The organism is Amycolatopsis sp. La24, from assembly GCF_029087445.1.
Taxonomy (GTDB): Bacteria; Actinomycetota; Actinomycetes; order Mycobacteriales; family Pseudonocardiaceae; genus Amycolatopsis; species Amycolatopsis nivea.
Genome location: NZ_JARACH010000035.1, coordinates 1 through 26,734, shown reverse-complemented (window position 1 = coordinate 26,734; position 26,734 = coordinate 1). Strand labels below are relative to the sequence as shown.

Annotated in this window: 17 protein-coding genes and 2 pseudogenes; 5 read left to right on the top strand and 14 right to left on the bottom strand. The window is 68.1% G+C overall.

What is annotated here, in order from left to right; translation table 11 throughout:
- Positions 1–43 precede the first annotated feature (43 nt).
- Positions 44–913 carry a class II glutamine amidotransferase gene (locus PUT80_RS28395; RefSeq protein ID WP_275294037.1) on the top strand — a complete coding sequence of 290 codons (870 nt, stop codon included), beginning with the start codon at positions 44–46 and terminating at the stop codon, positions 911–913.
- 19 nt (positions 914–932) lie between these two features.
- Here PUT80_RS28395 and narI read toward each other — a convergent pair whose 3' ends face one another.
- From narI to PUT80_RS28365, 6 genes and pseudogenes are all read right to left on the bottom strand, one after another.
- Positions 933–1,670 carry a respiratory nitrate reductase subunit gamma gene (narI, locus tag PUT80_RS28390; RefSeq protein WP_275294036.1) on the bottom strand — a complete coding sequence of 246 codons (738 nt, stop codon included), beginning with the start codon at positions 1,668–1,670 and terminating at the stop codon, positions 933–935.
- Positions 1,667–2,215, bottom strand: coding sequence for a nitrate reductase molybdenum cofactor assembly chaperone (gene narJ / locus PUT80_RS28385; RefSeq protein ID WP_275294035.1), 549 nt, complete (start codon positions 2,213–2,215; stop codon positions 1,667–1,669). The genes narI and narJ overlap by 4 nt, the downstream gene beginning before the upstream one ends.
- 53 nt (positions 2,216–2,268) lie before the next feature.
- Positions 2,269–3,843: a nitrate reductase subunit beta gene (narH, locus tag PUT80_RS28380; RefSeq protein ID WP_037818513.1), complete on the bottom strand. Its 1,575-nt coding sequence runs from the start codon at positions 3,841–3,843 to the stop codon at positions 2,269–2,271.
- Entirely contained in the window at positions 3,843–7,514 is a 3,672-nt protein-coding gene (locus PUT80_RS28375; protein ID WP_275294034.1) for a nitrate reductase subunit alpha, read from the bottom strand. Before PUT80_RS28375 ends, narH begins: the two co-directional genes overlap by 1 nt.
- Before the next feature lie 425 nt (positions 7,515–7,939).
- A complete protein-coding gene (locus PUT80_RS28370) occupies positions 7,940–8,434 on the bottom strand; it encodes an SRPBCC family protein (RefSeq protein WP_275294033.1) in 495 nt (164 codons plus the stop codon).
- 233 nt (positions 8,435–8,667) lie between these two features.
- A pseudogene (locus PUT80_RS28365) lies at positions 8,668–9,644 on the bottom strand (YafY family protein).
- Positions 9,645–9,707: 63 nt separating this feature from the next.
- Between PUT80_RS28365 and PUT80_RS28360 the strand changes: the two are divergent.
- The 4 genes from PUT80_RS28360 to PUT80_RS28345 all read left to right on the top strand — a co-directional run bounded on the left by PUT80_RS28360 (position 9,708) and on the right by PUT80_RS28345 (position 14,165).
- A complete protein-coding gene (locus PUT80_RS28360) occupies positions 9,708–10,673 on the top strand; it encodes a hypothetical protein (protein WP_158714561.1) in 966 nt (321 codons plus the stop codon).
- A complete protein-coding gene (locus PUT80_RS28355; protein WP_158714562.1) occupies positions 10,664–11,245 on the top strand; it encodes a hypothetical protein in 582 nt (193 codons plus the stop codon). The genes PUT80_RS28360 and PUT80_RS28355 overlap by 10 nt, the downstream gene beginning before the upstream one ends.
- 672 nt (positions 11,246–11,917) lie before the next feature.
- The gene (locus PUT80_RS28350) at positions 11,918–13,414 is read left to right on the top strand and encodes an alpha-L-fucosidase (protein WP_051729576.1); all 1,497 of its coding nucleotides are present in this window, start codon (positions 11,918–11,920) and stop codon (positions 13,412–13,414) included.
- Positions 13,415–13,547: 133 nt separating this feature from the next.
- A complete protein-coding gene (locus tag PUT80_RS28345) occupies positions 13,548–14,165 on the top strand; it encodes an isochorismatase family cysteine hydrolase (RefSeq protein WP_037818529.1) in 618 nt (205 codons plus the stop codon).
- Between the two features lie 84 nt (positions 14,166–14,249).
- On the opposite strand, the gene PUT80_RS28340 is transcribed toward PUT80_RS28345, so the two are convergent.
- From PUT80_RS28340 to PUT80_RS28305, 8 genes and pseudogenes are all read right to left on the bottom strand, one after another.
- Positions 14,250–14,969, bottom strand: a complete 720-nt coding sequence (locus PUT80_RS28340) for an MgtC/SapB family protein (RefSeq protein WP_037818531.1) — start codon at positions 14,967–14,969, stop codon at positions 14,250–14,252.
- Positions 14,970–16,191: 1,222 nt separating this feature from the next.
- Positions 16,192–17,625, bottom strand: a pseudogene (locus PUT80_RS28335) (M1 family metallopeptidase); the annotation flags it as partial.
- Between the two features lie 90 nt (positions 17,626–17,715).
- Complete coding sequence (locus PUT80_RS28330) at positions 17,716–18,843, bottom strand: hypothetical protein (protein ID WP_037818532.1); 1,128 nt, start codon at positions 18,841–18,843, stop codon at positions 17,716–17,718.
- A 292-nt stretch (positions 18,844–19,135) separates the two neighbouring features.
- Complete coding sequence (locus PUT80_RS28325) at positions 19,136–20,125, bottom strand: hypothetical protein (protein WP_275294032.1); 990 nt, start codon at positions 20,123–20,125, stop codon at positions 19,136–19,138.
- Positions 20,126–20,640: 515 nt separating this feature from the next.
- Entirely contained in the window at positions 20,641–23,565 is a 2,925-nt protein-coding gene (locus tag PUT80_RS28320; protein WP_078870717.1) for a penicillin acylase family protein, read from the bottom strand.
- A gap of 325 nt (positions 23,566–23,890) precedes the next feature.
- Positions 23,891–25,606 carry a hypothetical protein gene (locus tag PUT80_RS28315; protein ID WP_275294031.1) on the bottom strand — a complete coding sequence of 572 codons (1,716 nt, stop codon included), beginning with the start codon at positions 25,604–25,606 and terminating at the stop codon, positions 23,891–23,893.
- A 430-nt stretch (positions 25,607–26,036) separates the two neighbouring features.
- On the bottom strand, positions 26,037–26,405 hold the full coding sequence (locus PUT80_RS28310; protein ID WP_037818537.1) for a hypothetical protein: 369 nt from the start codon (positions 26,403–26,405) through the stop codon (positions 26,037–26,039).
- Positions 26,406–26,531: 126 nt separating this feature from the next.
- On the bottom strand, positions 26,532–26,734 hold a 203-nt coding region (locus tag PUT80_RS28305; protein ID WP_275294030.1), incomplete at its 5' end, for a D-arabinono-1,4-lactone oxidase.

The following is a 26,734-nucleotide window of genomic DNA, read 5'->3' as shown; positions in this document are numbered from 1 at the left end:
CCCCGGGTAACCACGGACCGAACCGCGACGGGAAGGGATCGGCATGTGCCGTCTGTTTGGTCTGTCCGCTGCCCCGGAGCGCGTGCACGCCACGTTCTGGCTGCTCGAAGCGCCCGACAGCCTCGCCGCCCAGAGCCGGCGCGAACCGGACGGGACCGGGCTCGGCATCTTCGACGAGCAAGGCACGCCGCGGGTCTGGAAACAGCCATTCGCGGCCTACGAGGACAAACAGTTCGCCTGCGAGGCCAAGGAATGCACGTCGACGACCTTCCTCGCCCACATCCGCTACGCCTCGACCGGCGGCCTCGAACCGGCCAACACCCATCCGTTCGCCCAGCACGGCCGGTTGTTCGCCCACAACGGCGTCATCGGCGATCTCCCCCGGCTGGAAGCCCGGCTCGGCGAGTACCGGGAGCTCGTCAAGGGCGACACCGACTCCGAACGTTTCTTCGCTCTCGTCACCCAAGAAATCGACGCTCATGACGGCGACGTGAGCGCCGGGATCACCGCCGCCGCCCGCTGGGCCGCCCTGAATCTCCCGGTGTACGCGATCAACCTCGTTCTCACCACCGCGGACGGCTTGTGGGCCTTGCGCTACCCCGACACGCACGACCTCTACGTCCTGCAGCGTTGCGCAGGCGGCCCGCACGGCGACCGGCACCTCGAACACGCGAGCGCGGCGGGCCGGATCCGGGCCCGGTCCAGCGGTCTCGCCCGGCACCGCGCCGCCGTGGTCGCCAGCGAACGCATGGACGAAGACCCCGGCTGGCAGAACCTCCGGCCCGGCGAACTGCTGCACGTCGGCGCGGACCTGACCGCGACCCGCCGGATCGTGCTCGAACAGCCGCCGCGGCACCCATTGACCCTCGACGACCTCGGCGCGCACGCCGCCGCGTCCCAGCAAGGCCAGTGACCCGCCCGGCACACCTGGCTCAGCGCCGCACCGTCGGCTCCCATCCCCGCCGCGCGGCCCGGTTCCCGACCTGGCCTGGATCGCGCCGCCGGTACACCACGTACGGCCGCAGTAGGTAGTGCACCGGCGCGCTGAACGCGTGCACCAGCCGGGAAAACGGCCACAACGCGAACAGCACCATGCCGAGCGCGGTGTGGAGCTGGTAGTCCACCGGCACGTGGGCCATCAGCTCCGGGTGCGGATCCAGCGTGAGGACGCCCCGGAACCACGGCGCGATCGTCTCGCGGTAGTCGTAGCCGCCGCGAAAGCCGTTGTCGATGACGGTCGTGGCGGTTCCGGCCAGCAGAGCCAGCGCGAGCACCGGGTACATCGCGCGGTCGCTGCGGCTCGTGCCCGCCCGGACCGCGGGCGTGCGCAACCGCCTCCACACCAGCACTCCGAGACCGGTGAGCGCGGCCAGACCGGCGACCGTGCCCATGGCCAGCGACACCAGGTGGTAGTTGTCCTCGGTGACGCCGAGCAATGCGGTGAGGCTCTTCGGGACCAGCAGGCCGAGCACGTGCCCGCCGAGCACCATCAGCAGTCCGAAGTGGAACAGCGGGCTGCCGATCCGCAGCAGTTTCGATTCGTGCAGCTGCGAGGACCGGCTCGTCCAGCCGAATTTGTCGTAGCGGTACCGCCAGACGGTGCCGCCGATCAGCAACGCGACGGTGGCGTACGGGGCGGCTCCCCACAACAGCACGTCAAGGCTGGTCATCGAGCGCTCCCGGTCGGATAGGGGTCGAGTCCCACCAGTTCGCGCGGCGGTTGCGGAACAGGGGATGCGGTCGCCGCGGCGATCGTCGCGAGCACGGCGGCGATCGCGTCCTGGTACGGCGTGCCGAGCTTGATCAGGTTGCGGTGCAACAGTTCCAGCCCAGGGCGGAACCGGGCGAGCAGTTCGCCGGCGGTGCCCGGATCGGCGGCTGCGGCGAATTCCAGTACCACCGGCAGGAAATCGGGCAGTTCGTTCTCGGCTGGTTCGAAGCCGTGTTCGCGGTAGTACTGCCGCAGCTCGGCCAGCGAGCTGCCGCGGCGGCGGGTGTCGCCGTCGGTGTACCAGGTCAGGTGCAGCGTGCGCCGGGGTTTGCGGTCGAAGACCTCGACGTAGTGCTCGCCCGGCGCGGGGCCGTCGAGATGGTCGAGCACCCGGAGCAGCTCGGCCCGGCCGGGGACGTCGGCGATCTCGTTCAGCACGGCGCGCAACAACGCCGTCTTGCCCAGTACCGAATCGTCCGGGTATTGCAGGCACCAGCCAGCCACGGCGCGCAGGACACCGCGGTGCCGGTTTTCCTTGGTATGGCGGCGAAACAGCCTCACCGGTCACCGCCGCGCGACAGCGTCGGGAAGAGCGCGTCCGGCCGTTCTCCTTCGCGCCAGCTCAGCAGGTCGACCTGTCCCGGCTCCGGGCCGCCGCCCATCCCGGGTCCGCCGTCGGTGTCGAGACTGCACTGCGTGGCAATGCTTTCCAGTGCGTGCGCCTGTCCGATGCCCGCGGTCGGGATGACGTACCGCTCGTCGTACTTGGCCAGCGCCAGCAGCCGGTGCATAGCGAACATCCGCTCCCCGTCCAAGCCGACCGCGGCGGCCAGCTGGTCGTCCGGTTCCCGGCCGAGCGTCACCGACCGCATATAGGAGCGCATCGCGGCGAGCCGGCGCAGCGACGCGCGGACCGGCTCCGGGTCCCCGGCGGTGAACAGCTCGGCCAGGTATTCGACCGGGATGCGCAGCGCGTCGATCGCGCCGAACAGGTTGTGCCCGTCCTCGCCGTCGAATCCGCTGCCGGACACCGCGTCCGCCACCGGGGACAGCGGCGGGACGTACCAGACCATCGGCATGGTCCGGTACTCCGGATGCAGCGGCAGCGCGAGCCGGTAGTCGTGGATGAGCCGGTAGACCGGGGACCGCTGGGCCGCGCCGATCCAGTCGCGCGGGATCCCGGCCCGCTCGGCCTGCCGGACCACGTCCGGATCGTGCGGGTCGAGCAGCAGGTCCAGCTGCGCCGGGTACAGGTCGTGCTCGTCGGGCACCGCGGCCGCCTCGGCGACCCGGTCGGCGTCGTAGAGGAGCACGCCGAGGTAGCGCAGGCGGCCCACGCAGGTCTCCGAGCACACTGTCGGCTGACCGGCCTCCACCCGCGGATAGCAGAAGGTGCACTTCTCCGCTTTGCCGGTCTTGTGGTTGAAGTAGACCTTCTTGTAGGGGCAGCCGGTGACGCACATCCGCCAGCCGCGGCAGCGTTCCTGGTCGACGAGGACAATGCCGTCCTCCTCGCGCTTGTACATCGCGCCGGACGGGCAACTGGCCACGCACGCGGGGTTGAGGCAGTGCTCGCAGATCCGCGGCAGGTAGAACATGAAGCTCTGCTCGAACTCCATCTTCACTTTCGCGCCGACCTGGTCCCGCACGCGTTCCAGCACCGGGTCCGCGACGCCGTGTTCGGTCGAGCCGCCGAGGTCGTCGTCCCAGTTCGGTCCCCAGGAGGGCTGCATCGGCTGCCCGGTGACCGCGGAGACCGGCGCCGCGGTCGGCACGTCGTCGCCGAGCGGGGCGTCGAGGAGCGTGCGGTACTCGTAGGTCCAGGGTTCGTAGTAGTCGCCGATCTCCGGCAAGTCCGGATTGGCGAACACGGTGGCGAGCTTGCGCAACCGTCCGCCGGCACGCAGTTTCAGCTTGCCGCCGGGAGTGCGGACCCAGCCGCCCTTGCCGCTCTCCTGGTCCTCGTAACGGCGCGGATACCCTTGCCCCGGCCGGGTTTCCACGTTGTTGAACCACACGTACTCGGTGCCCGCCCGGTTGGTCCACGTCTGCTTGCAGGTGACCGAACAGGTGTGGCAGCCGATGCACTTGTCCAGGTTCATCACCATGGCCAGCTGCGCCATGATCCTCATCAGTACCGCACCTCCTGGTCCCGGCGGCGGAGCACGGTGACCTCGTCGCGCTGGTTTCCGGTCGGCCCCAGGTAGTTGAAGCCGAAAGTCAGCTGGGCGTAGCCGCCGATCAGATGAGTGGGTTTCATCAGCAGCCGGGTGAGCGAATTGCCGGTGCCGCCGCGTTTGCCGGTCGTCTCGGTGCGCGGCACGTTCACGGCGCGGTCCTGGGCGTGGTACATGAACACGGTGCCCGCGGGCATCCGGTGCGACACGATCGCGCGCGCCGCCACCACGCCGTTGCGGTTCACCGCCTCGACCCAGTCGTTGTCGCGCACGCCGATCGCCGCCGCGTCCGCCGGGCTGACCCAGATCGTCTGGCCGCCCCGCGACAGCGTCAGCATGTGCAGGTTGTCCTGGTAGGTGGAGTGGATGGACCATTTGCTGTGCGGGGTCAGGTACCGCACGGTCACCTCGCCGGGCGAATCGCCGGTGTCGCCGAAGATCCGGTTGAGGTCCAGCGGCGGGCGGTAGACCGGCAGCGCCTCGCCGAGTTCGTGCATCCAGTCGTGGTCGAGGAAGAAGTGCTGCCGCCCGGTCAGCGTGTGCCACGGTTTGAGGTGCTCGACGTTGATCACGAACGCCGAGTACCGCCGTCCCCCGCTTTCGCTGCCCGACCATTCCGGGCTGGTGATCACCGCGGCGGGGCGCGATCGCGTGTCGGCGAAGGTGATCCGCTTGCCCTCGTGCTCGGCGGCCAGGTGCGCCAGCTCCTGTCCGACCCGCCGCTCCAGCTGTTCGAACCCTTGCACCGCAAGACGTCCGTTCGTGGTGCCGGAGAGCGCGAGCACCGCGTCCGAGGCGCGGATGTCGGTGTCGATCAGCGGTCTTCCCTCGGCGGGACCGGAGCGGGCGAGGCCGTTTTTCTTGCCCAGCCAGGCCAGTTCCTCCCGGACGTCGTAGGAGACGCCCTTGGTGGCGGTGCCGAATTCGTCCAGCAGCGGTCCCAGCGTGGCCAGTTTCGCGGCCACCGCGGGGTAATCCCGTTCGACCACGGTCAACGCCGGGAAGGTGACGCCGGGAACGGGCTCGGTCTCGCCGTCGCGCCAGTCCCGGACGACGCCGCCGGGCTGCGCGGCCTCGCCCGCGGTGTCATGCAGCATCGGCGTGGCGACCAGGTCCTTGCGCACGCCGAGGTGGACGCGGGCCAGTTCGCTGAACCGGCGCGCGATGGTGTGGAAGGCGTCGAAGTCGGTCCGGGTCTGCCACGGCGGATCGACCGCGGCGTTGAACGAATGCACGAACGGGTGCATGTCGGTGGACGACAGGTCGTGCTTCTCGTACCAGGTCGCGGCGGGCAGCACGACGTCGGCGAACAAGGTGGTGCTGGTCATCCGGAAGTCCAGCGCCAGCATCAGGTCCAGCTTGCCCTCGGGCGTTTCTTCGCGCCAGGCAACGGTTTCCGGGCGCAGGTGCGGCGGCGTCTCTTCCGCGCGGACGTTCGCGTCCGTGCCGAGCAGATGGCGCAGGAAGTACTCGTGCCCCTTCGCCGAGGAGCCCAGCAGATTCGATCGCCACACGGTCAGCACGCGCGGCCAGTTCTCCGGCGCGTCCGGGTCCTCGCAGGCGAACCCCAGCTCGCCGCTGCGGACCCGCGCGACGACGTGCTCGACCGGGTCCTCCCCGGCCGCCTCGGCCTCGTCGACCAGGTCGAGCGGATTGCGGTCGAAGGTCGGGTACGACGGCATCCAGCCGAGCCGGGCCGAGGTCGCCAGCGTGTCGGCGGCCGACGTGCCGGCGAGTTTCCCGGTCGCCAGCGGGGAAAGCAGCGCGTCGTTGCGCATCCGGTCGTAGCGCCACTGGCCGGTGTGCAGGTACCAGTAGGCGGTGCCGATCATGTGCCGCGGCGGCCGGACCCAGTCCAGCGCGCCGGCCAGCGTCGCGTGCCCGGTCAGCGGGCGCACCTTCTCCTGGCCGACGTAATGCGCCCAGCCGCCGCCGTTGCGGCCCTGGCAGCCGGTCATGGTCAGCAGCGCGAGGAACGTGCGGTACACGGTGTCGGAGTGGAACCAGTGGTTGGTCCCGGCCCCCATCAGGATCATGCACCGGCCGCGGGATTCCTCGGCGGTGCGGGCGAATTCGCGCGCGATGCGGGTCACCCGGTCGGCCGGAACCGACGTGATCTCCTCCTGCCACGCCGGGGTGCCCGGCTGGCTCGGATCGGCGTACGACTCCGGCCAGCTGCCGGGAAGCCCCGCGCGGCGCACGCCGTACTGCGCGAGCAGCAGGTCGAACACGGTGGTGACCACGCGACCGCCGAGGCGCCGCACCGGCACGCCCCGGCGCAGCACCGCCCCGGAGCCGTCCGTCGCGTCGAACCTCGGCAGCAGGACCTCGGCCGTTTCCCCTTCGCCGAGCAGGGTCAGCCGCGGGACGACGTCGCCGAGGTCGAGGTTCCAGCGCCCCTCGTCCTCGTCGTTCCAGCGGAACCCCAGCGAGCCGCCGGGCACCACCGGTTCCCCGGTGCGGTCGTCCAGCAGGACCGTCTTCCACGCCGCCTCGGCGACGTCCTGGCCGAGGTTCGCGGCGGTGAGGAACTTCCCCGGCACCGTCGCGTCGTCCCGCTCCTCCAGCGTGACCAGGAAGGGCAGATCGGTGAAGCGGCGCGCGTAATCGGCGAAGTAATCGATTTCTTTCTCGACGAAGAACTCGGTGAGGATCACGTGCCCCATCGCCATCGCGAGCGCCGCGTCGGTGCCCGGATGCGGCGCGAGCCATTCGTCGGCGAACTTGGTGTTGTCCGCGTAGTCCGGCGACACCACCACGACCTTCTGGCCCCGGTAGCGGGCTTCGGTCATCCAGTGCGCGTCCGGAGTGCGGGTGACCGGGACGTTGGAGCCCCACATGACCAGGTAGGCCGCGTCCCACCAGTCCGCGGACTCGGGCACGTCGGTCTGGTCGCCGAACACCTGCGGCGAGGCGACCGGCAGGTCCGCGTACCAGTCGTAGAACGACAGCATCGGCGCGCCGAGCAAGGCCATGAACCGGGACCCGACCGCGTGCGAGACCAGCGACATCGCCGGAATCGGCGAAAACCCGGCCACCCGGTCCGGCCCGTACCGCGCGATCGCGTGCACATGCGCCGCCGCGGCGATCTCGGCGGCCTCGTCCCAGCTCACCCGCACCAGCCCGCCCTTCCCGCGGGCACGCTGGTAAGCCCGGCGCTTCACCGGATCGTCCACAATGGACTCCCAAGCACGCACCGGATCACCGTGCCCGGCCCGCGCGGCGCGGTACATCTCGACCAGCACGCCGCGGGCGTACGGGAACCGCACCCGGGTCGGAGAATAGGAATACCAGGAGAACGACGCACCGCGCGGGCAGCCTCGGGGTTCGTATTCCGGCAGATCCGGGCCCACCGAGGGATAGTCCGGATCCTGGCTCTCCCAGGTGATGATCCCGTCCTTGACGTAGACCTTCCACCGGCAGGACCCCGTGCAGTTGACGCCGTGCGTGGACGGGACGATCTTGTCGTGGCTCCAGCGGTCCCGGTAGAACACGTCGCCCTCGCGTCCGCCGGTGCGATACACCGCGCGCAGGTCCGGCGAGGTGCTCGACCGGGTCAAATACCGCCCCAGCCGCAACAACGCGTCCGACGCGGGCGTAGCGCTTGCCCGGGACTGGTCACCCATCGTTCGTCCGACCTCCGAATGGAAACAGCGCGACGCGTCCGAAGCGAAATGCGCGGGGCGCGGGAACGGCTTCACGTTAGCGGTGATCGCCCTAAAAATGCCGTATCCATCCAGCCGTGGTGATCTGTTTCACTGTGCAACAGTTCGTTTTTTATAGGGCGGGTAAAACTTTCCTCAACCAGTCGGAGTCGCCCATTCGAGTGGCGCAACCCGTTGTCCAGCAAGGACTTTGCTCGCTACCGTTGCCGGTGTCGGAATTGACCGATGAATGATGATCAACACTTTCGCCGGAGTTCTTTTCGCGATTAATCCGCACCGGCGAACAAGGAATCGACGCCGAAGGTCAATGGCCCCGACCGCTCGTCGCAGCCGGGGCCATCCATGTCGCGCGCGCCTTGCCGGAATCAGTCCCGGCAAGGACGTTGTCAGCTTCCCGCGGCATCCCGCTCCGTCGCGGCCCGGAACCGGTCGAGGTACAACGGCCAGCCCGAACCGGAGCCGAGACCCGCGAAGCTCTCCCAGCCTTCGCCGTGCCGGTCGAGATGCCGATGCTCGAGCACGACCCGGGTGCGCCCGGCACCCTCGGCGAGGAACCGGATCTCCACCTCGCTGGTACGACCGGGATCGGACTCCAACTGCCAGCGAGGGCTGATGTCCCAGCTGAGAACCAGCCGATCCGGCGGCTCGCAAGCAAGCACCCGCGCCCAGGTGCACCGGCTGCCGTCGGAACCGAGGTCGTACACGGTGCCACCGGCCTCAGGCTCCAGCACGGTCCGTTCGATCGGCACCGCGAGGAGGTTGTGCTCGCGAGGCTTGACCTCGTCGAACCGCTCGGTGAACACGCGGAAGGCCCGCTCGAGGGGAACGTCGACGAGGATGTCGAAGTGCAGGACGGTCGGATCTTGCGAGGTGGTGCTCATCGGGTGGTGTCCTTCCAGAAGGAGCCGAGTTCCCGGCGGGTGTCCGCCACGGCCGTGGGTGCGTTGACAAGAGGAAGACGAACGGATCGGCCGCGACTCGACAGGGCGTTCGGAGATTTTTGGCCAGATCGGTGACGTCGTGCATTGGCCCCGGACACGACGTTCGCGGCCCCTTCCCGTATTCGCGATCGACCGCAGGACACGGCCCGGGCGGCGAAGGTGGGTGCGAAGCCTCAGTCTCGACGGCTGAAGTTGTGCTCCGCGGCCCGGACCGCCCGACGCCCCATCTCCCCCAGGTAGTCCGCCAGCTCCGACGGTTCTTCGACTTCGAAGTCGCAACCCAGCAGGGCCATCCGGAACGCGATCCATTCCAGCGAGTCCGCCCTCGTCCGCAATCGGCAGCTGTGCTCGTCGACCGCTTCCAGATCCGCCCGGACCCCGCCCATGCGACGGCGCACCTCCTCGACCGGGGCGTGCAGGGTCACCACCGCCCGGTAAGTGGGCGACCGTTCGAACAGCTTGCTCGCGACGTAACTGGCGGCGTCTTTGGCCGGCAGTTCCCGCGGCGCCGCCCGGACGCCGGTCAGGAACGGTTTCCGCATCCGGTCCGCGCGGAAGATTCGCCAGTCCGCGCGCTCGTTGTCCCACGCCACCAGGTACCAGCGGCGCTTGGTCGACACGAGCCGATGCGGTTCCACCAGCCGCCGGGTCTCGCTCCCGTCGGCCGCTTGATAGTGGAAACGCAGCTTCTCGTGCTGGGCCGCCGCGACCGCCATCAGCGCCAGGTCTTCCGGGTCGACCTGCGGGCCGTCTCCCGGCAGAAGAGGTTCGGTGGCCGTGTTCAAGGCGTCGACCCGGTGCCGGAGGCGCGAAGGAAGCACCTGCAGCAACTTCGCGAAAGCCCGCACCGACGCTTCCTCGATGCCCTCCACCGCGTGCCCGGCCGCGGTGCGCAAGCCGACCGCGATGGCCACCGCTTCCTCATCGTCCAGCAGCAGTGGGGGCATCGCATGGCCGGCCACCAAGCGGTATCCGCCGATCGCCCCATCGTGGCCTCGACCGGGTAGCCCAGCTCGCGCAGCCGGTCGATGTCGCGGCGGATGGTCCGAGGGCTGACGCCGAGCCGCTCGGCCAGCTCGCTGCCCGGCCACTCGCGCGGGGTCTGCAGCAGCGAGAGCAAGGCCAGCAGCCGTGCGGGCGTGTCCGTCATGTCTTCGAGTATCCCGCCTTAGTAGGTCAAGATCTGGCCTACATGGGTTCTACCGTCGGGTTCATGACGACGAGGGAGAACGCCATGACCGCCCCGACCAGCGTTTCCGGCGTCCTGCCGGCGGCGCAGCCGTTCGATCTGCGCACCTCGATCCGGTTCCTCCGCGGATTCGGCGCCTGCCGCGGGGACCAGGTCATGACTGACGACACCCTGACCAAGGCGATCGCCCTCGACGGCCAGGCCGTCGTGTTCAAGGTCAGCCCCAGCGGCAGCGGCGTCCGGTACGAACTGCACTCGGACCGCCCGATCCAGGCCGATCTGCGGGACGCGGTGCTCTTCAAGATCGACGGCTACCTGAGCCTGTCCGACGACCTCACCGAGTTCTACGCCCAAGCGGCAGGCGACCACCCCGGCTACGCACGCATCGTGGAGGCGCTCCGCGGGCTCCACCAGGTGCGGTTCCTGACCGTGGCGGAAATCGGCGTCTGGGCGGTGCTTTCCCAGCGCACGCCGAAGAACGTCTCCACCGCACTCAAACGCCGGATCACCGAACGGTTCGGCCGCCCGATCCGCTACGACGGGCTGCAGTTCCAAGCCTTCCCCGAACTCACGGATCTGCGGCAGCTCGAAGTCGACGACTGGCTGGCGATCGTCAAGAACGCACGCAAAGCCGAATACCTCGCCAGCCTGGTCGAGGGTTTGCTCGACATCGGCGAGGCCTACCTCCGCACCGCTTCCTACCCGCAGGCGACCAAAGCGCTTCGCGGCATCAAAGGCGTCGGCGAGTTCTCCGCCGCCGCGATTCTCCTGCGGGGTTTGGGCCGGATGGATTTCGTTCCGCTGGACATGCCGAACTTCGCCGACGCGACAGCCAGGATCTACGGCCCCGGATACGACAACCAGCTCCTGCGCAACCGCTACCGCGACAACCTCGGTTACTGGGCCTACTACCTGCACACCGGTCTCGGCGCCCTGCGCGACGAGGCTCTGGAACCGGCCGCTCGGTCGCTGACGCCCGGATGCCGTTGACCCTGGTTCGAGGCATGCGGCTGCGCGGTCGGAGAGGCCCGTTCCGCGGGCTCGAGCCGAACTGGCCGGTGGTGATGTGGAACGTCGATCCGGACAAGGCGGGATCGCAGACGCTCGTCCGCACCGGGAGTTCCCGCAGAGCGCCAGCCAGGAAGGTTTCCTCGGGACGAGATCAGCACGATCGCCCCGCCGCGGCCATCGAGGATGTCGTCGAGCTGGCTGTCGGTCAGGTTGAGGTCGCCGTCGGGCAGGTTGGTCACCACTTTCGTGCCCGCGGTCAGAATGCCGGAATTTCGTACCGGCCACCCTTGATCCAGCCTGATTCGAACGGAAAGCCGATCGGCGCGAATCCCAGCGCCGAAATCGTGAGACTGGCCTTCACCTCGGACATGGCAGCCGCCAAACCCGTCGCCGGTCAACTCCAGCTCAAAGGGAGCCCCTCGACCGCGAACCGCCCGCTCCCCGGCACACTGGCACCGGAATCGAACGACTGCGCGGCGGCCGACAGGAAGTTCGGCCCGTCCTTCACCGAGGCACGAACGCTTCCCGTCGTCCCCGCGATGTACCCGTAAGCGCTCGGCGTGACCCGCGCTCCGGCCGACGAGGCCGCATCGGCCGGAGCCCATGCGGCCGAACTTCCGACCAGCCCCATCGCGGACAGCACGACGACCCACTTCCAACGCATCCGAATCAGCCCTAACGTCACTTAGCTGCACTTCACGCCCCACGGCGCGCGTAGATACTTCGCGGCGGTCTCAATTCATGCTGGCAAAAGAGAAGCGGGCTCGGCAAGTCGATTCCAGGACAACGATCCGCCGCCGACTGCGATCGCACCGTGAACCACGAATCACTGACCGAGGCACCAATTGTCCTGCTGTCAGGCGGAAATCACTGCGGAACCGCCCCTGGCGAGCACCTCGACGCAAGGTGGCCGAACCTGCCTTTCCAGCCATTCTCTACCGTCCAAATAATTCAATATTTCATCACCCGAAGTGAATGATTCCTGGATTCAACAGTGAATTATTCCGGCCTTTGCCGTTTGCCTGGCCGTACCGCGGAACCTCGATTATCCTGCTGATGCTCCGTCGCGGACTTCGCCTCCCAGCGGAGTTCAAGTTCCCCGATGGCAAGCGGTCTGGTCTGGGTGCGCTGCCGGAGGGTCCCGTTCGGGCAGGTACTGCGCCTCAGCCTGCCCGGCGGGGGACGCGAACGAAAGGCCGTGGATCACGATGACAGGTGACCCAATGGATCCGCGCACCGGCAGCGCGCTCGGCAGGGAGCGAGCAACGGACGGGCCGTACGAGCCGACGCGGCAGTCGCTGGCTCGCCACCCGCTGCCTGAGTGGTGGGACGACGGCAAGTTCGGCATTTTCGTGCATTGGGGCGCGTATTCGGTGCCCGCGTTCGGTTCCGCGTTGCTGCCGGGCACGGACCGGGTGCGTTCCCGGCTGCCGAAGACGCTCGGGGAGTACTGCGCGAGCGAATGGTATGCGCGCCTGCAGCAGATCCCGGGCACTTCGGCGTGGCTGCACCACCTTCGCCGCTACGGCACCGCCACGACCTACGACCGCTTCATCGAGCGATTCCGCGCGGAACGATTCGACCCCGACGACTGGGTCAGCCTCTTCGCCGAAGCCGGCGCACGCTATTTTGTGCTGACCGCCAAACACCACGACGGACTCGCCCTGTGGCCGACTGCCACCACCGGCCGCACCACGGCCGAGTTGGGGCCGCGACGCGACCTCGTCGGTGAACTGGTCGGCGCGGCCCGCGAACACGGCGGCGTCAAACCCGGGCTGTACTACTCCGTGCCGGAATGGTTCAATCCCGCACCCTACCGAGGCGGCAGGTCAAGCTGGGGCGAGAGCGCGACAGTCAACCGGCTGATGTTCCCCCAACAGCCGCCGCGCAATGCCTACACGCGCCGGCGCGTCCCGTATACCGGCCAGGGAATGGTCTACGACTACGCCGAGAGCATCGTCCGCCCCCAGTTGCGCGAACTCGTCGACCGGTACCGGCCCTCGATGATCTGGTGCGACATCGGCGGCGACGAGGATTACTTCCGCGGCAACGAAACCATCGCGTACTACTACAACCGGGCGGCCGCCGCGAATCCGGACGGCGTCCTGGTCAACGACCGATTCGGCGACGGTCGCACGCACCGCGACTACACCACCGTCGAGCAGGGCGCCGGCATGAACCAGCAGCCCACCGGCGAGCGCTCCGAAGTGTGCCGCACGATGGCGGAATCCTGGGGCTACGACACCCGCGAAACCGCGGACTCCCTGCGCGGCACCGGCGAACTGGTGCACCTGCTCGTCAATTCCGTCGCGGCCAACGCGAACCTGCTGCTCAACATCGGCCCGCGCGCTGACGGCACCATCCCCGAACCGATGCGCGAGCGGTTGCACGGCATCGGTGCGTGGTTGAAAATCAACGGCGAGGCGATCTATGGCACGCGACCGTGGACACAGCCGACGACGGGAAACCTTCGATGCACAGTCGGCAAGACCACTGGTGCGCTCTACCTGACCGCGCTGTCCTGGCCGGGCAGCGAACTTGTGGCCGACTTCGGCTTCCCGACCAGCGAGCGGACGCGGATCACGCTGCTCGGATCGGACGGACGGCCGCTGGCCTGGCGCCGCGACGGCCGCCGCCTCGTCATCACCACCCCGGGGGCCGACCCGGCCCGGGCGACCGCGAGCCAGCACGCCTACGTCTTCCGCGTCGACACCCAGTGAACAGATCCGCCGCTAGCACGGATATCGGCGCAATCCGCGTCGGCTCATGGCTTCCACCGGGGCCGGAATGATCAGCTCAGCACGGCTTCACCGCACGCATTGACCTGTGCCCGCCCAGAAAGGACCCTCCCCCATGCCCACTGTCGACCCGGCGCGCACCGCAGTGATCGCGATCCACCTGCAGCACGACATCGTCGGCCCCGATGGCGCCTTCGCACCGTTCTTCCGCGCCGAAGTCGAGCGCACCGGCGTGCTCGACACGTCCGCCCGGGTCTTGGCCGGCGCGCGCCGAGCCGGTGCGAAGATCGTCTACACCCGCGTCGCGTTCAAGCCCGGACATCCTGACCTCGTGGCGAACTCGCCTCTGCTGGGCATGGTCGCCGCGAACAACTGCCTCGTCGACGGAACGCCGGGCGCGGCACTCGTCGAATCGGCCGCCCCAGCCGGCACGGACACGATCGTGACCCACACGCGGATCACCGGTTTCCACGCCAGCGCACTGGATGTCGTCCTCCGCGCCGGCGGAATCGACACCGTCGCGTTCGCCGGTGTGGCCACCAACATTTCGGTCGAAGGCACCGCCCGAACCGCCTCGGAACTCGGCTACCGCACCATCGTCCTTTCCGATGCCTGCTCCGCCGGTTCCGAAGCCGCGCACCAGGCGTCGCTGGAGTCGCTCAGTCTTCTGGCCGAGGTCAGCATCGCCGACGACTTCCTCTCCGCGCTCACCAGCGAACCCGCGGCCGGATGAGCGTCCCGGCCGGTCGAACGGCTCTCGACGCCTCGTCCTCGGCCGAAGTCCGCCTGACCGCCGCGCAGCGGGCCAGGACGGACCTCACCCCTCGATCCGGCGGGTCCGCCCGGCCACCGCCCTGCGGACTCCGGGGATTTCGGAGAGCTCCGCAGTCAGCTCGAACAGAGAGCCCCGACCGTCGAGATGCAGCGCGACCTCAGTGGCTTTCCGTCCATCGTCGTACACCGTTTCCGGCTCGACCACGATTTCCCGCACTATCCAGCCCCGGCCCGTGCAGGCGGCGAGAGCGGCCCGCAGGACGCCTTGGCCGTCGTCGTAGCTCAGCTGCAGGATCGGCGGTTCGCGCCGATGTCTCGCGGCGAATACCGCGAGACGAGACAGTCCCCGGGTCGCGAGGAAGAACCCGGCCGTCCCCGCAGTGGCGAGCACAGGGAGCCCCGCGCCGCACGCCATTCCGATCGCCGCGGTGACCCAGACCGTCGCCGCCGTGGTCAGCCCCTGCACCGCGTTGCTCCGAATGAAGATCAAGCCGCCGCCGAGAAAGCCCACACCCGAAACGACCTGCGCGGCGACGCGCGAGGGGTCGAGCGAGACGTGCGGGTTGTTCAGGAAGTCGTCAAAGCCGTACTTGGACACCAGCATGAACACCGCTGATCCGACTCCGACCAGCGCGTGCGTCCGCAGACCCGCGGACTTCATGCTCAGTTCCCGTTCCAGTCCGATAAAAGTGCTCAGCACGAGCGCGACCAGCACCGGAGCCAGCAGCGACCACTGCTGGCCGGTAGACCACAACGGCCCCATCAAACCTCCCGCGAAAGCTGAGCACGCGGTGCCCGCACCGGGGCGACCCCGTCCACGACAGCACATCCAAAAACGGCGATCACGCGACCGCTGCTCCTTACCGGATAGCTCACCGCAGCAACCGAAAAAAGCACAATCGCATGACCGCGTGGACTGACCAAGTTAATTCAGGGGACGGCCTCCGCGCTACGGCAACCGGTCACCGCCTGGCAATGAATTCTTCACCAGCGCGTCGCGCACGCGGCATCGCAGACCACACCGGACCCATGTTTCCCCGACTGGAAAGCAGAATCCCCTCCGGCCGACGGAGTCCCTGAACCGCCGGCCGGAGGGGAAGAAGCCCCGCCATGGACCGCACTGGAAGGGAACAGCCCATCGCGAAGCACCGACAGCCTAACCCGAAACACCTTCGAACGCAGCATATCCGCGAATATTCCCGGCCAGGGAGCCAACATTTCCCAGGTGTCGCGTTATACGTGTCATAAACCGTTTACTCCTGCCGCACTGAACGATAGGGGATAAATTCATGTCGGGTCGCGGATTTCGTCCCGAGAGCTCAGGCAGCACGGATTGTTCCGGAAAGCGGAACGGCGGGTTGGGTGCCGATGGTGAACTGTCCGTCGGTGTGCGGACCGATGGCGCTCTGGTCCGCGGTGACGGTCATCTGCAGGGTGCGGTAGTCGGCGCCCGCAGGAGATCCGGGGAGGTTGAGCTGGATCGGGTCGAGCACGACGAGGGTTCGGCCGTCGTCCTCGACCCGGGTGCGGAGGTCGTGTCCAGGGCCACCGGTGTCGGCGACGTGGGTTGCCACGCCGGTGAACCGGAAGCCGGTCGGTGCGATGAACCGCTGTTCGGCCGTTGCGGACACGGGCATGCCCTTGGGAGCGGCGAACGAGACGGTCAGGACGGTGTTCGCGCCAGCTCGCGCCTCTGGGACGAAGGTCTGTGTGGCGTGCAGTGCCGACTCCCCTGCCGGGGTCAGAGTGAAGGGGACCGGCGCGGACTGACGCTTCTGTCCGGCGGCCGCGGCGGTCAGGGTGTGCTGCCCGGGTGCCAGGTTCACCGGCAGTGTCGTGCGCCAGACGCCGTCCTTCGACGCGTCCGTTTCGGCAACGGCGGCACCGTCAACGGTCACGCTCACCCGCTGGCCCGGCGCGGCTGTGCCGCTCACTTCGGCACCGGGCCGCACCGATGCGCCCTTCCCCGGCGAAGCGACCGCTGGAGCCGGTTTGAGATCGCCTGGATAGAGGTACTCCGGCGCCGGCTTGCCATTGCGGTAGATCCAGGCATCGAAAAAGCCCTGCAGATCCTTGTGCGACACCTCTTCGGCGTAGCGCTGGAACTCCTGCATGTTCACGTTTCCGTCGCGATGCAGGGCGGGCCAAGTCTTGAGCACGCGGTCGAACGCCTCCTGCCCCACGTACTTGCTCAGTGCGTGCAACATGACCGGGCCCTTGGAGTACACGTCGGTGAATTCGTTGCCAGGGCCCATGTCGTAGAGCTTGCCCGCCCAGAACTCTTCACCGTTCGCGGCGATTTCGTCGAAGTACCTGGCGTCGAGGTCCACGCCGTCCTTCGCCTGCTCCCACTGCCAGGTCGCGTAGGACGCGAAGCACTCGTTGAGGCAGATGTCCTTCCACTTGTCGACGGCCACCGAGTCGCCGTACCACTGGTGCGCGTTCTCGTGCACGATCGTGCCGATGTCGCCCGCGCCGCCGGAGTAGATCGGACGGCTCATGGTTTCGAGCGAGTAGGGGAGCTGCTCGTTCAGGTAGATGCCGCCCGCGGCACTGGCCGGGTACTTCCCGAACTTCGACTCCAGGAAGTCGAGGATCTCCGGCAGCCTCGCGTCGGCCTGCTTGGTGGTGTCCGGGATACCCGGGGCGTATGCGCTGACGATCGGGGTGCCGTCCGCGCGCTGGCGCTTGTTCAAGGTCCACTTGTCGATCGCGAGCGTGGTCATGTAGGGCGCGGCCGGAGTGTCCTCGGACCACACGTGCGTGGTGCCCCCGGCGGTCTTGAACGTGCCCGCCTCGCGGCCGTTGGAAACCGCCTTCCACTCGTCCGGAACCGTGACGGCCAACCGGAACCGGGCCTTGTCGCGGGGAGTCTCGTTGGCCGGGTACCAGGTCATGGCCGACTGCGGCTGGCCTGCCGCGAACGCTCCGCCGGACCTGGCGTACTGCCAGCCGTTGCTGTCCGAGCCGAACGCACCCGATATCGCCTCCGGGACGCCGTGGTAGGCGATCTCGGCGCTGAAGCGCAGCCCGCGCACGAGCGAGTTGCGCGGCGTGATCACGAGTTCGTGGTCGCCGGTGCGGCTGAATTGGGCGGGAAGGCCGTTGACCTTCACCGAGTCGACGGTGAGACCGCGCAGGTCGAGGTTGAACGAACTGAGCGATCGGGTCGCGCGTGCGTTGACTGTCTGCAGGCCGGTGAGCTGGCTGCTGGCCGGGACGTAGGCGACCTTGAGGTCGTAGTCGGAGACGTCGTATCCGCCGTTGCCGTCCTGCGGGTAGTAGCTGTCCCCGGCCCCGTCCGCACCCGGGGCCGGCTCGTCCTGGCCTGCCGAGGCGATGGTGGCGCCGAGCGTCAATGCGGTGAGGATGGCGGCGACGGTCGCTGCCGGACGACGCCAGCGTTGCGGTGCGCTCATGACACTCCTGATCGTGGTGAACGGATTCCGTGGGCCGTCTCGAGAGGACTGAGACGGCCCACGGTCAGGTCAGCGTGCGGCGACGAGCGCCTAGGACTGCGACTTCATCAGCTTCGGGTACTCCTTCTGGAACTTCTCGATCACCGTCGCGGACGGAACGATCTTGTTCGGGTTGTCCTGCTTGAGGGCTTGCTGCTCGCCCCACGTACCCGCCGCCTTGCGCTGGCCGGGAGTTCCGTGGCTGTGCTCGCAGTCGCCGATGGAAGCGCTCAGGTAGGCGAATTCCTGCTGCGCGCGGGCGTCCCACGCCGCGCCCTTCGCATGCGCGAGGAAATAGCCCGCGTACGCGTCCGGGCCCATTTCGCCGGACTCGTCACCCGGCGAGTTGTCGTGCGCGAAGTCGACCTGGTGCCCGTACTCGTGTCCCAAGATCCCTTCCACCGACACATCGCCGAAGCCGCCCCGGCCGACCAGCTCGAGCAGGCCGTCGCCGAGCAGGATGCGCTTGCCGCCCGGGCTGCCGGGCTGCTGCGCGAACGCGTTGCCCGACAGCAACGGGTTCCGTCCGCCCTGCAATGCCGGCACCTCGTGCACGACCTTGCTCGCCAGCGCGCCCGCCGCGGCGGCCCGCTCCGGGGCGAGGCCGCGCGCGAACGTCTCCCTCATCTTCTCCGGGCTGGCCGCGTCCGTACCCTTGAACGCCACCAGCTGAATGTTCCAGCTCTCGATGTCCCAGAACCCGCGCAGCTTGTCGATCGCGGCCGCGGCGCGGGGCGTGTACTGGCCGTCGGTACCGACGACCTGCGGGCTCTTGTCGTTCGCGACCACCGACGCGTACAGGTAGTTGAGGCTGCCGACCACGGACGCCGCTCGCTGTTCAACCTTCGTGAGCGGTGCTTTGAGCTTTTCGAACTCGGAAAGCAGCGTCCCGGGGGTGCAACCCGGAATGGCGTCCGGCTCGGCTTCGGCTTCGCGACCGGACCCGAGAATCGGTGACTCGACCAGCGGCTTGCTGTCGCGCAGCACACTCGCGAGTCCCGGAACCTTCACGAGATCCTGGAATTCCCGCTCCAACTGTGCGATGTCCTTCTCTGCCGACGAAGGCTTCGCCGGATTCGGCGCGGCTGCTGCCGCCGGGACCGCCGTACCGGCCGCAGCCGCTACGAGAACGCCGACGGCGACAAAGGTCCTGCCGAGAGTTCGGGGGCGTTGTGACACGAGGTACCTCTCCTCCGGTTCGTCTGTGCGGAGCTGCGAACGTAAGTCAATCTCCGCCGAGAGAACAGGTACGTGAACTAAAAACCCCAGTATCGAGGCAGAACTTTAGTAGTGAATCGGGCCGCCGGGTCCCCCTTTTCCGGAACGCGAGCGAATGGTCAAGCGTTCCCGCGAAAGTCATTCGAAAAATAATGTCCGCGCTTCGATTCTTGTGGGCCGGGACTGTCCACGACGAACAGAGCGCGGACCGGGAACGGCCGCGACAGCAGCGAAAGCGGCGGCCGGAGCGGGACTACCGCGGCTCGTGCCCCGAACCGCTGGCCGGAGAACTCGCGGAACTGGTCACCGACGTCTCACTACTAGGTCCGCATTCGCCGCTGAGTCCGTCGTCGGGGGACTGCTCTCCGCTGCGTCGGCTTTCTCGCGTCGACGGAACTTCGTCCGGGCTCGGCGTTTCGCACCTCGAGGGTGTCGCGCTGGCCGAGGTCGACGGGGTGCCGGTCGTGCTGGCCGGCGGCGTCGTCGGTTCCGGCTTCGTCGAGGTGGCCGGAAGCTCCCAGCTGGAGGGTGCTCCGCTGCTTGGCGAGTTCGCGGTCCCCGCGTTGTCCGGTGGAGCGGAGTTCGGTGCGGCGGGCGTTTGCGGGACCGGCATCGCACTCGGAGCGCTCTCGGCCGGTTTCCCGGGCGGTCCGCCGATGGGCGTCTCAGCGTCGGGCAGCTCCGCCGCACCGCCGCGGTAGCGGACCGCCCATGCCATTACCGTGTCCACATAGGATTGCGAGTTGTTGTACCGGCGCACGGCGATCCGCTGGCCGCCGTCCGCGGAAAGGTCGAGCCCGCCCGAGCAGAGGTAGCGGCCCGCGGCGAGAGTTTCGTCGTAAACGTTGTTCGGGTCGGAAGTCCCGTCGCCGTTGCCGTCGGAAGCGTACTGGCGCCAGGTGCCGGTGATGAATTGCATCGCGCCGACGGCGTGGTCCCACACCGGGTCTCCGGTGAACGCGCCGCCGTCGGCGGACCGGATCGCGGCGAATCCTCCCGTTCCGTCGAGCGCCGGGCCCAGGATCCGTTCGAGGGTGTTCCCCTTCTCGTCGACGTAGCCGCCGCGCGCGTGGTTCGACTCGATGCGGCCGACGCTGGCGAGCAGCGCCCAGTCGAGGCGGCAGCCCGGCTGTTGCTTGCCCATGAGGCCGGCCGCGTTCCGGTATGCCTTGAGCATGCTCGCGGGAATTCCCCGCGGGCCGGACGCTCCGGCCGAGCCGGAATCGGCGCGCGGCTCGGACATCTCAGGCGGCTCGGGCGCCTGCGGCAGACGTCCGTCGACCGGCATCGGCGGGACTTCCGCACGAGGGCCCGCCGGGGCGGGGAGCTGCTGAACTCCCGGCCTGGTGAGCGCGACCGGCGAACTCGGCCCGCTGGCGGTGACCGCCGGCAGGATCGCCAGGACGCCGCCGGCCAGGGCAGCGGCAGCCCGCCCCCGTGCCGAACGCGTTCCGCGCTTCCCACCAGGCCACATCGCCGCCACTCCCCCGCCATTCCAGTCAAACCCCGCCGAGCGTTAATTACGCATCCCCTCGCAGGCCCGCATAACGTCTTTCTCAATCCACGCTAACTCCGCCTGGTGCGGCTTTCGACAATGAAATAGCACTGACCTGCCGTGCAATTTTTCATGCGGGCAGCCTCACTTCCACGCGGGCACGCTTCAGCTCGGCGCACCGCGAACCGCCGTGGAGGAGAGGCTCGTCGGCCTCGCCTCCACGGCGGCTCATTCACCCCGGCCCCGGCACCGGATACTGCTGATCAGCGGTGTTGGGGGAACTCCACCAGCTGTTGATACGTCGGGCGGTTCTGCCATCCGATGCTGGGCGCCTCCACCGCGCCCATGGGCGTGAACCGGATCTTGTCGGCGCACCACGCGTCACCGGCCTTGCATTCCTCGTCGCCCGGGTAAACCTCCGAACCCGGCGTGTCGACGGCTTCCTTGAGCGTGCGCAGCAGGGTGCCGCGGCAGTCTTCCAGCGTTCCGCAGAATCCGGTCGGCATCGGACCGTTCACCTGCTGTCCCAGCGTGGACCGCAGATCCTTGTCCACATACGACCACCAGCCGTTTTCGAAGGCGGACCCTCGGTGGGGAGCTGTCTTCCCTCCCGGAAGGGGCGTCGACGGCGACTCGTCGATCTGAAGGTTCCGCTCCGTAGCGGCGTACAGCTCGTCGCCCATGCCCGGCCGGAACATCGCATCCACCAGCCGCGGCCACCACGCGTCCATGATCTTGACGGCGCGGTCGTCGATGTAGATCTTGGCCCCGGGCATCGTGTTCCGCTTGGCGCCGTGTTCCTTCCACCTTCGCAGGTCCTCCAGTCCCTTCTTGACCGCGGGATCGACGCCGCCCGAGCCGCTGTCGATCACCTGCAAGAGGTTCGGGAGGATCATCTCGCCCCGCAGGTCCGCGACCGCCGCGTCCTCCGCGGCCTTCGCGAGATCGGCCCGGTCGATCTTCTTCCCGTCCGCGATCAGGTCCTTCACCCGCCGGTCCAGCAGGTCCCCGCGATGCACGGATCCGCCGCCGAAACCTCCGTCCACCTGGCCTTCCGCGGACTTGTTGTTCCAGCTGACGTAGTAGTCCTGGTCGATCGAGGCCGGATGCTGCCCGCTCGGCATGCCCTGCACCCCGTTGGTCTTCGGGTCCCAGTTCCGCCATTCGGTCTCCGGCTTCGCCCAGATCGGGAGGTTCGGGTCGACGTTCGCCGCCCGCACCGGCTGGAGACCGGAGTTGTAGTACGCCGTGTGCTTCGAGTCCGCGTAGAACCAGTTGAAAGTGAATCCGATCTCCGAGGCCGCTTTCTGGAAGTCCGCAGGCCCCTTCATCTGCTCCGGGTCGTTGAACCTCATGAACCCGAACGCCGACTGCAGTTCGTTGCGGTAGGTGGACCGCAGCTCCGTGTAGGCGACCGGAACCCCTTCGACGGTGGCCCGCTGCCGCACGATGCCGTACTTCGTCCGCAGCACCCGCAACCCGTCCGCGCTCTCCACCGGCTCCAGCTTCTGGCACTTGCCGCCGTCCAGGTAGCCGTCGGACTCCTTGCCGGCCGGGCTGCCGTCGACATTGCAGAGCTTCACCGTGTACGTGTCGATGATGCTTTGATGCGCCGAGGTCGCGCTCCACGAGTAGTCCGGGCCACGACCGATCTGCACGTAAGGACCGGTCCCCGGGAACATCACCCCGTGCGCGCTGATCCCCGGCCCTTGGATGTCCTGGAGCATCAGGATCTCCGGGGCGAAATAGCCCGTCTGCGGGCCGAACATGGCGATCGGGCTCCCGCTCTTCGTATGCGCTCCCGAAACCACCAGCGCGTTCGACATTCCCTTCGCCCGGCCGAGATAGTTCCTCGGCAGCACCTCCGGGGACGAGGACGTTCCCCCGGTTCGCGCACCCGTGCTCGCCGAACCGCCCGAGCCGGTCTCCACCGGCTCCTCTTTCAGCGACCCCGGATCAGGCATCGCCACGTGCTGCGGGTCCTTCGGGCTGACCCCGTAGGGGACCTTCGCGGCGCCGTGCTGCGTCACGGTCGTTTCCGGATCGTTCGCCGACCGCAGCGAGTCCCACACCTTGCTGCCCTGCTCCTTGCCGTACTTCAGCTCCGCCGCCACCTTCGCGACCGCCGCCAGCGCCTGCCCGCCGCCCGCGGCGCCGAACTGCCCGCCCAGCAACGTGATCGCCCCGACCACGTCGTTCACCGTGAACGGCGTGATGTCCGGCGCGTTCACGACCTGGAGCAGTTGCGGAGCATTGGCGATCAGCTTGCCGAAGTCGATGGAAGAAAAGTCCCCCCGCACCAACTTCGAAAGCTCGCCCACGACCGCCGTGCCCGGCGCCACGAGCTTTCCCCAGTAGTCGACGGGAAGATCCAGCTTGAGAGAATCAATGATTTGCTTGGCCCCGGCAGGCAAGTATTTCGCAGTGGAAAGGTTCTTGTAGAATGAGCTGCTCCCGCTGGCGTCCTTGATATACCGGTTGATCCCGTCCACATAGTTTTGGAGGTCGCGCACGATCTTCGCACCGTCCGGCCCGCTGTTCCGAAGCCGGTCGATCTGCTGGTCCCGGTCTTTGCGGGTTTCCGCGATCCGCGGCCACAATTCTTTCTGGAAGTCCCCCGCGACGCTCCCGGCGAACTGCACCGCGGAACCGTTCACCATGTTGCGCAGCAGGTCCATCATGAAGAGGCGGTCCTGGCCTGCCGCGTAGCCGGAGCCGAACGCCGTGCCGTCCCGGGTCGTGCCCTTGATGTACGGAACTCCGCGAGCATCCCGGGAAATGGTCACGTCGTTCCGGCCGGGCACCGGCACCGGCCCGGTGCCGCCTTGCGGCACGGAGAACGACGAGGAGTTCATGAACTCGCCGATCTTCTCGTTCGTCAGGTTCTGATAGTTCGTCCGCAGCGAATCGTAGGCTTCCGCCTGATCGCGTCCGTGCGGCACCTGGAAGGAGAGCGACCCGGTCTGCCCGAACTGCCGAAGCGCTTCGGCCCTGGACAAATTGCTGCCCTGCCCGGGGGGCAGAATGTCATGGCACTGGTCCCCGCAGTAGTCGGCGTAGCCGCCTCGATCGGGGCCGGGAGCGCCTGGCGAGGCGCCCGCCACGCCGGGCAGGGCCACCGATGCCAAGACGACGACCAGAGCCTGACACGCAAGGCTCACTTTTCGAGCAACGCTGCTCTTTGACATGCGACACTCCTTGGTGCACGTCCGACGACGCGCGAACGGACTCGTTCTCCTCCGGAAAACGGCAAGGAATTCTCGAAGGAGAACAAATCCACATCCAGCATGGAATTGAATTACTGCACCCGCGTCCTTGCGGAAACCATCTTCAGCTGACTGACCGTCGTGCGATTGGCGAAGCGATGACGCCTTCCGGCGACCGGTCCCGGAGACCCGGCCGTCGAGAGCCGTCTCACCGGTCTTCGAAACGGCGGCCGCGGCATGCGCGACCCAGATGGAAGCCAGCGAAAGAACATCGCCCGCTGGCCGGTCGGCTGCCGCTTCCCGCTGTTCACGCCGTCACCCGCCCAGTGAACTGAGCGGTGCCGAAACCGTCGACGGTCACCTGCCCGCCGGTCTTCTCGCCCGCCGTCGCGTTCGTGTCGGCGGTGACGTGGAACGTCACCTGGAGCTGGTCCGGCGGGTAGTCGCCACCGGACAGCTTCTTGACGACGTCCTCGCGGCTCACCGGGTCCACGGCGGGGAAGACGAAGGTCATCGTCTTCCCGTCCGGGCTGACCGAAACGAGGTCGGCCAGCCACGTGCACTTGCCGTTGTTCCGGCCGTCCTTGTCACTGGCGTTCGCCGTGATGTTGAAGCGGCCGCGCACCGTGGATTTCTCGTCCGAGATCGGCTGGAACGTGAACCCGTCCGGAGCCTTGACGGTGATCTTCTTGCCCACCACCGACGAGAGGTCGCCGTTCTCCGGCTGGATCGCGAAGGTCGCCAGGTGGTCCTCGCCGGGCGCGGCCGACGGCGCCCAGAGCACGGAGATCCGCGAAGGCGCGCTGGCTTCAACCATCTTCAGGTCGGAGAACAGCGCATCCGAGACCGGGGTCGCCGCGTCCGTCGCCCGCATCCGGACGGCCGTTCCGAGCGGCACGTCCTTGTTCAGCGAAACCCGGGCCGTTCCGTTCTCGATCGTCGCCGGGGGCCCGAGCGGCTCGCCGTTCTTGTCGACCGGGGTGACCGTGGCGCCGTTGCTGCCGGAGACCGTCACCACCTGACCGGGCGATACCACGCCGCCTTCGGGATCGGTGATCACCGGCCGGGCCAGGGCCGGAAGCACCGTCAACCGGCGGCCCGCCGACTGGCCGGTGACCTTGCCGTCGCTTGTCTCGGACGTGACGAACACCTGGTGCGGCTTGCCGTCCGCGGGCACGGACGGCGGCACCCGCAGCGCCCACTTGCCGTCGTGGCCGACGTAGGCCGTGGGGACCGGAACTCGCGCGCCGTCGATGTTCCACCGGATCAGCGTGTCCCTGGGGCCGGTCCCGGTCAGGCCGCCGCCCTCGTGGACGACGAGGTGGTCCGGGCCGTCGACGGCCGGAGCATCCGGCGCCTTCGGGAGATCCACGGGAAGAACGGCCCGGCCCGCGAGGTCGGCCGCGTTGCCGCCGTCGGACTGGACGACGCCCGCCACCTCGATGTTCCGGACCAGGTCCGCCGGGACGCGGAATCGACAGGACGCGACGAGCGAATAAGAACGCAGCCTGGCGAGATCGGCGGCGGGATCGGCGCCCTTGCCCATATTCGCGATGATGCCCTGAACGAACGTCGCGAACGCGGCGCCGTCGACATCGCGGCCGTCCTGCTGGCCGTCGGTGACCCGCAGGGTTCCCATCGCGTCGTCGTAGTCCTCGCACCGGTACCCGTCGAGCTTGATCGTGGCGAGTTTCGACGACTCGAAATGCTGCAGGCCTTGCAGGAACTCGATCTGCCCGCCGGCGATCCCTCGCCGCGGCGCCATGACCGACATCCGCGCCAGCGTCAAGGACATCTTGACTGTCACGACACTGTCCGGCTTGGCCCCCGCCCGCGGCGCGTCCGTGGAGAACTGCATGCCGGGCGGCGTGCCCGCTTCCGCCGGAAGCTCCCGGAACTGTGCTGGGGCGCCGGCCGACGCGACACCGCCGCCGAACGCACCTCCCCCAGCGGCGGCAATCAGCGTCGCCACCGAAACCGCTCTGCGAGCAGTCGACGTGACGCGTCTCATCGCGTTTGCCATGAAGCGCCTTCTTTCGCCCTGAAGGCCGAGTAATTCAGCCTTGCCAAATACCGGCCCGCGCCGACGAGCTGCGCGTTATTTGCGAGAACTTTAAGCACGCGAGTCTTGTGTTGGCAATGTCACAACTCGCATTCGTTGGACTATCCTGCCGGGGGTATGCATTTTCATCCGTTGGAATCGTGATATTTTCCCGTGGAGCCTCGGAGATTGCGACGGACAGCCCTGAGCAGGAGGGCACCGCTTCCGGACGTGCCGTCGCACGGCAGGAGATATTCATTCGACGGCCGGGACCTCTGCGCGACTAGAAGACGCTGAGTCATACCTGCGCTGGGCAGGAAAGTGGCCGGTGACGGCAGAGTCGGTTATTCGATTCGGGTGGGGCAGGCCAGCGTAGGTTTCGCCGCCGTTTCAGTGCTTTGCGCTCGGGCGTCTAGTAGACCCCGCCGTCCGCCTTCGCCGCGACCGTCACCGACGCGGTGTCCTCCATGCCGTCGCAACTCGCGCTCATGGAGTAGGTACCGGGCTTGGCACCGGCGTCGATCGCGCCTACGCCGTAGACGACGTCCCTGGCCCCGCCGCGGTACTCAACGAGTTTGATCTCGCCAGTGACCGGTGAGACGACCTTTCCGCCGCCCGCCCCGCACGGCGTCGCGACCACGATAAACCGGTGCCCCGGCGCGACGGGGACGGGAAACGCAGGCCTCTCGGTCACCGGCCGCGCCGACGCTGCCGGAGCGAGCCCGATCGCGCACGCGGCCGCCGCCAGCGCCACGGTCCACCTCGTCCACTTTGCCGCCATCGCATTCTCCTCGCGTTTTCCGAAGGCAGCTGACCGCCTTCGTACCGGCAACACCCGGAACAGTTCTGCCCAGGCTCCTGAAATACCCCGAGTCGTGCGGTCCGCCGAATACCCCGCTCACACGCTTCACGACGCCCCACCGAGTACCCGGTCGAGGTAGGTGTTGGTGAACGTCCCGGCCGGGTCGCACTCCTTGCGGATGCGCAGGAAATCGTCGAAGTGCGGGTAGCGGGTGCGCAGCACGGACGCGTCGAGGTCGTGCATTTTGCCCCAGTGCGGCCGTCCGCCGACCTGGCCCACGACGTTCTCGAACGCGGTGAAGTACTCGC

Coding starts and splice junctions, on each gene's coding strand:
- PUT80_RS28355 (WP_158714562.1), top strand. CDS start 10,664: ATGCCGTTGACCCTGGTTCGAGGCATGCGGCTGCGCGGTCGGAGAGGC.
- PUT80_RS28340 (WP_037818531.1), bottom strand. CDS start 14,969: ATGGGGCCGTTGTGGTCTACCGGCCAGCAGTGGTCGCTGCTGGCTCCG.
- PUT80_RS28395 (WP_275294037.1), top strand. CDS start 44: ATGTGCCGTCTGTTTGGTCTGTCCGCTGCCCCGGAGCGCGTGCACGCC.
- PUT80_RS28325 (WP_275294032.1), bottom strand. CDS start 20,125: ATGTCCGAGCCGCGCGCCGATTCCGGCTCGGCCGGAGCGTCCGGCCCG.
- PUT80_RS28350 (WP_051729576.1), top strand. CDS start 11,918: ATGGATCCGCGCACCGGCAGCGCGCTCGGCAGGGAGCGAGCAACGGAC.
- PUT80_RS28360 (WP_158714561.1), top strand. CDS start 9,708: ATGACGACGAGGGAGAACGCCATGACCGCCCCGACCAGCGTTTCCGGC.
- PUT80_RS28310 (WP_037818537.1), bottom strand. CDS start 26,405: ATGGCGGCAAAGTGGACGAGGTGGACCGTGGCGCTGGCGGCGGCCGCG.
- PUT80_RS28370 (WP_275294033.1), bottom strand. CDS start 8,434: ATGAGCACCACCTCGCAAGATCCGACCGTCCTGCACTTCGACATCCTC.
- PUT80_RS28375 (WP_275294034.1), bottom strand. CDS start 7,514: ATGGGTGACCAGTCCCGGGCAAGCGCTACGCCCGCGTCGGACGCGTTG.
- PUT80_RS28345 (WP_037818529.1), top strand. CDS start 13,548: ATGCCCACTGTCGACCCGGCGCGCACCGCAGTGATCGCGATCCACCTG.
- PUT80_RS28320 (WP_078870717.1), bottom strand. CDS start 23,565: ATGTCAAAGAGCAGCGTTGCTCGAAAAGTGAGCCTTGCGTGTCAGGCT.
- narH (WP_037818513.1), bottom strand. CDS start 3,843: ATGAGGATCATGGCGCAGCTGGCCATGGTGATGAACCTGGACAAGTGC.
- PUT80_RS28315 (WP_275294031.1), bottom strand. CDS start 25,606: ATGGCAAACGCGATGAGACGCGTCACGTCGACTGCTCGCAGAGCGGTT.
- narI (WP_275294036.1), bottom strand. CDS start 1,670: ATGACCAGCCTTGACGTGCTGTTGTGGGGAGCCGCCCCGTACGCCACC.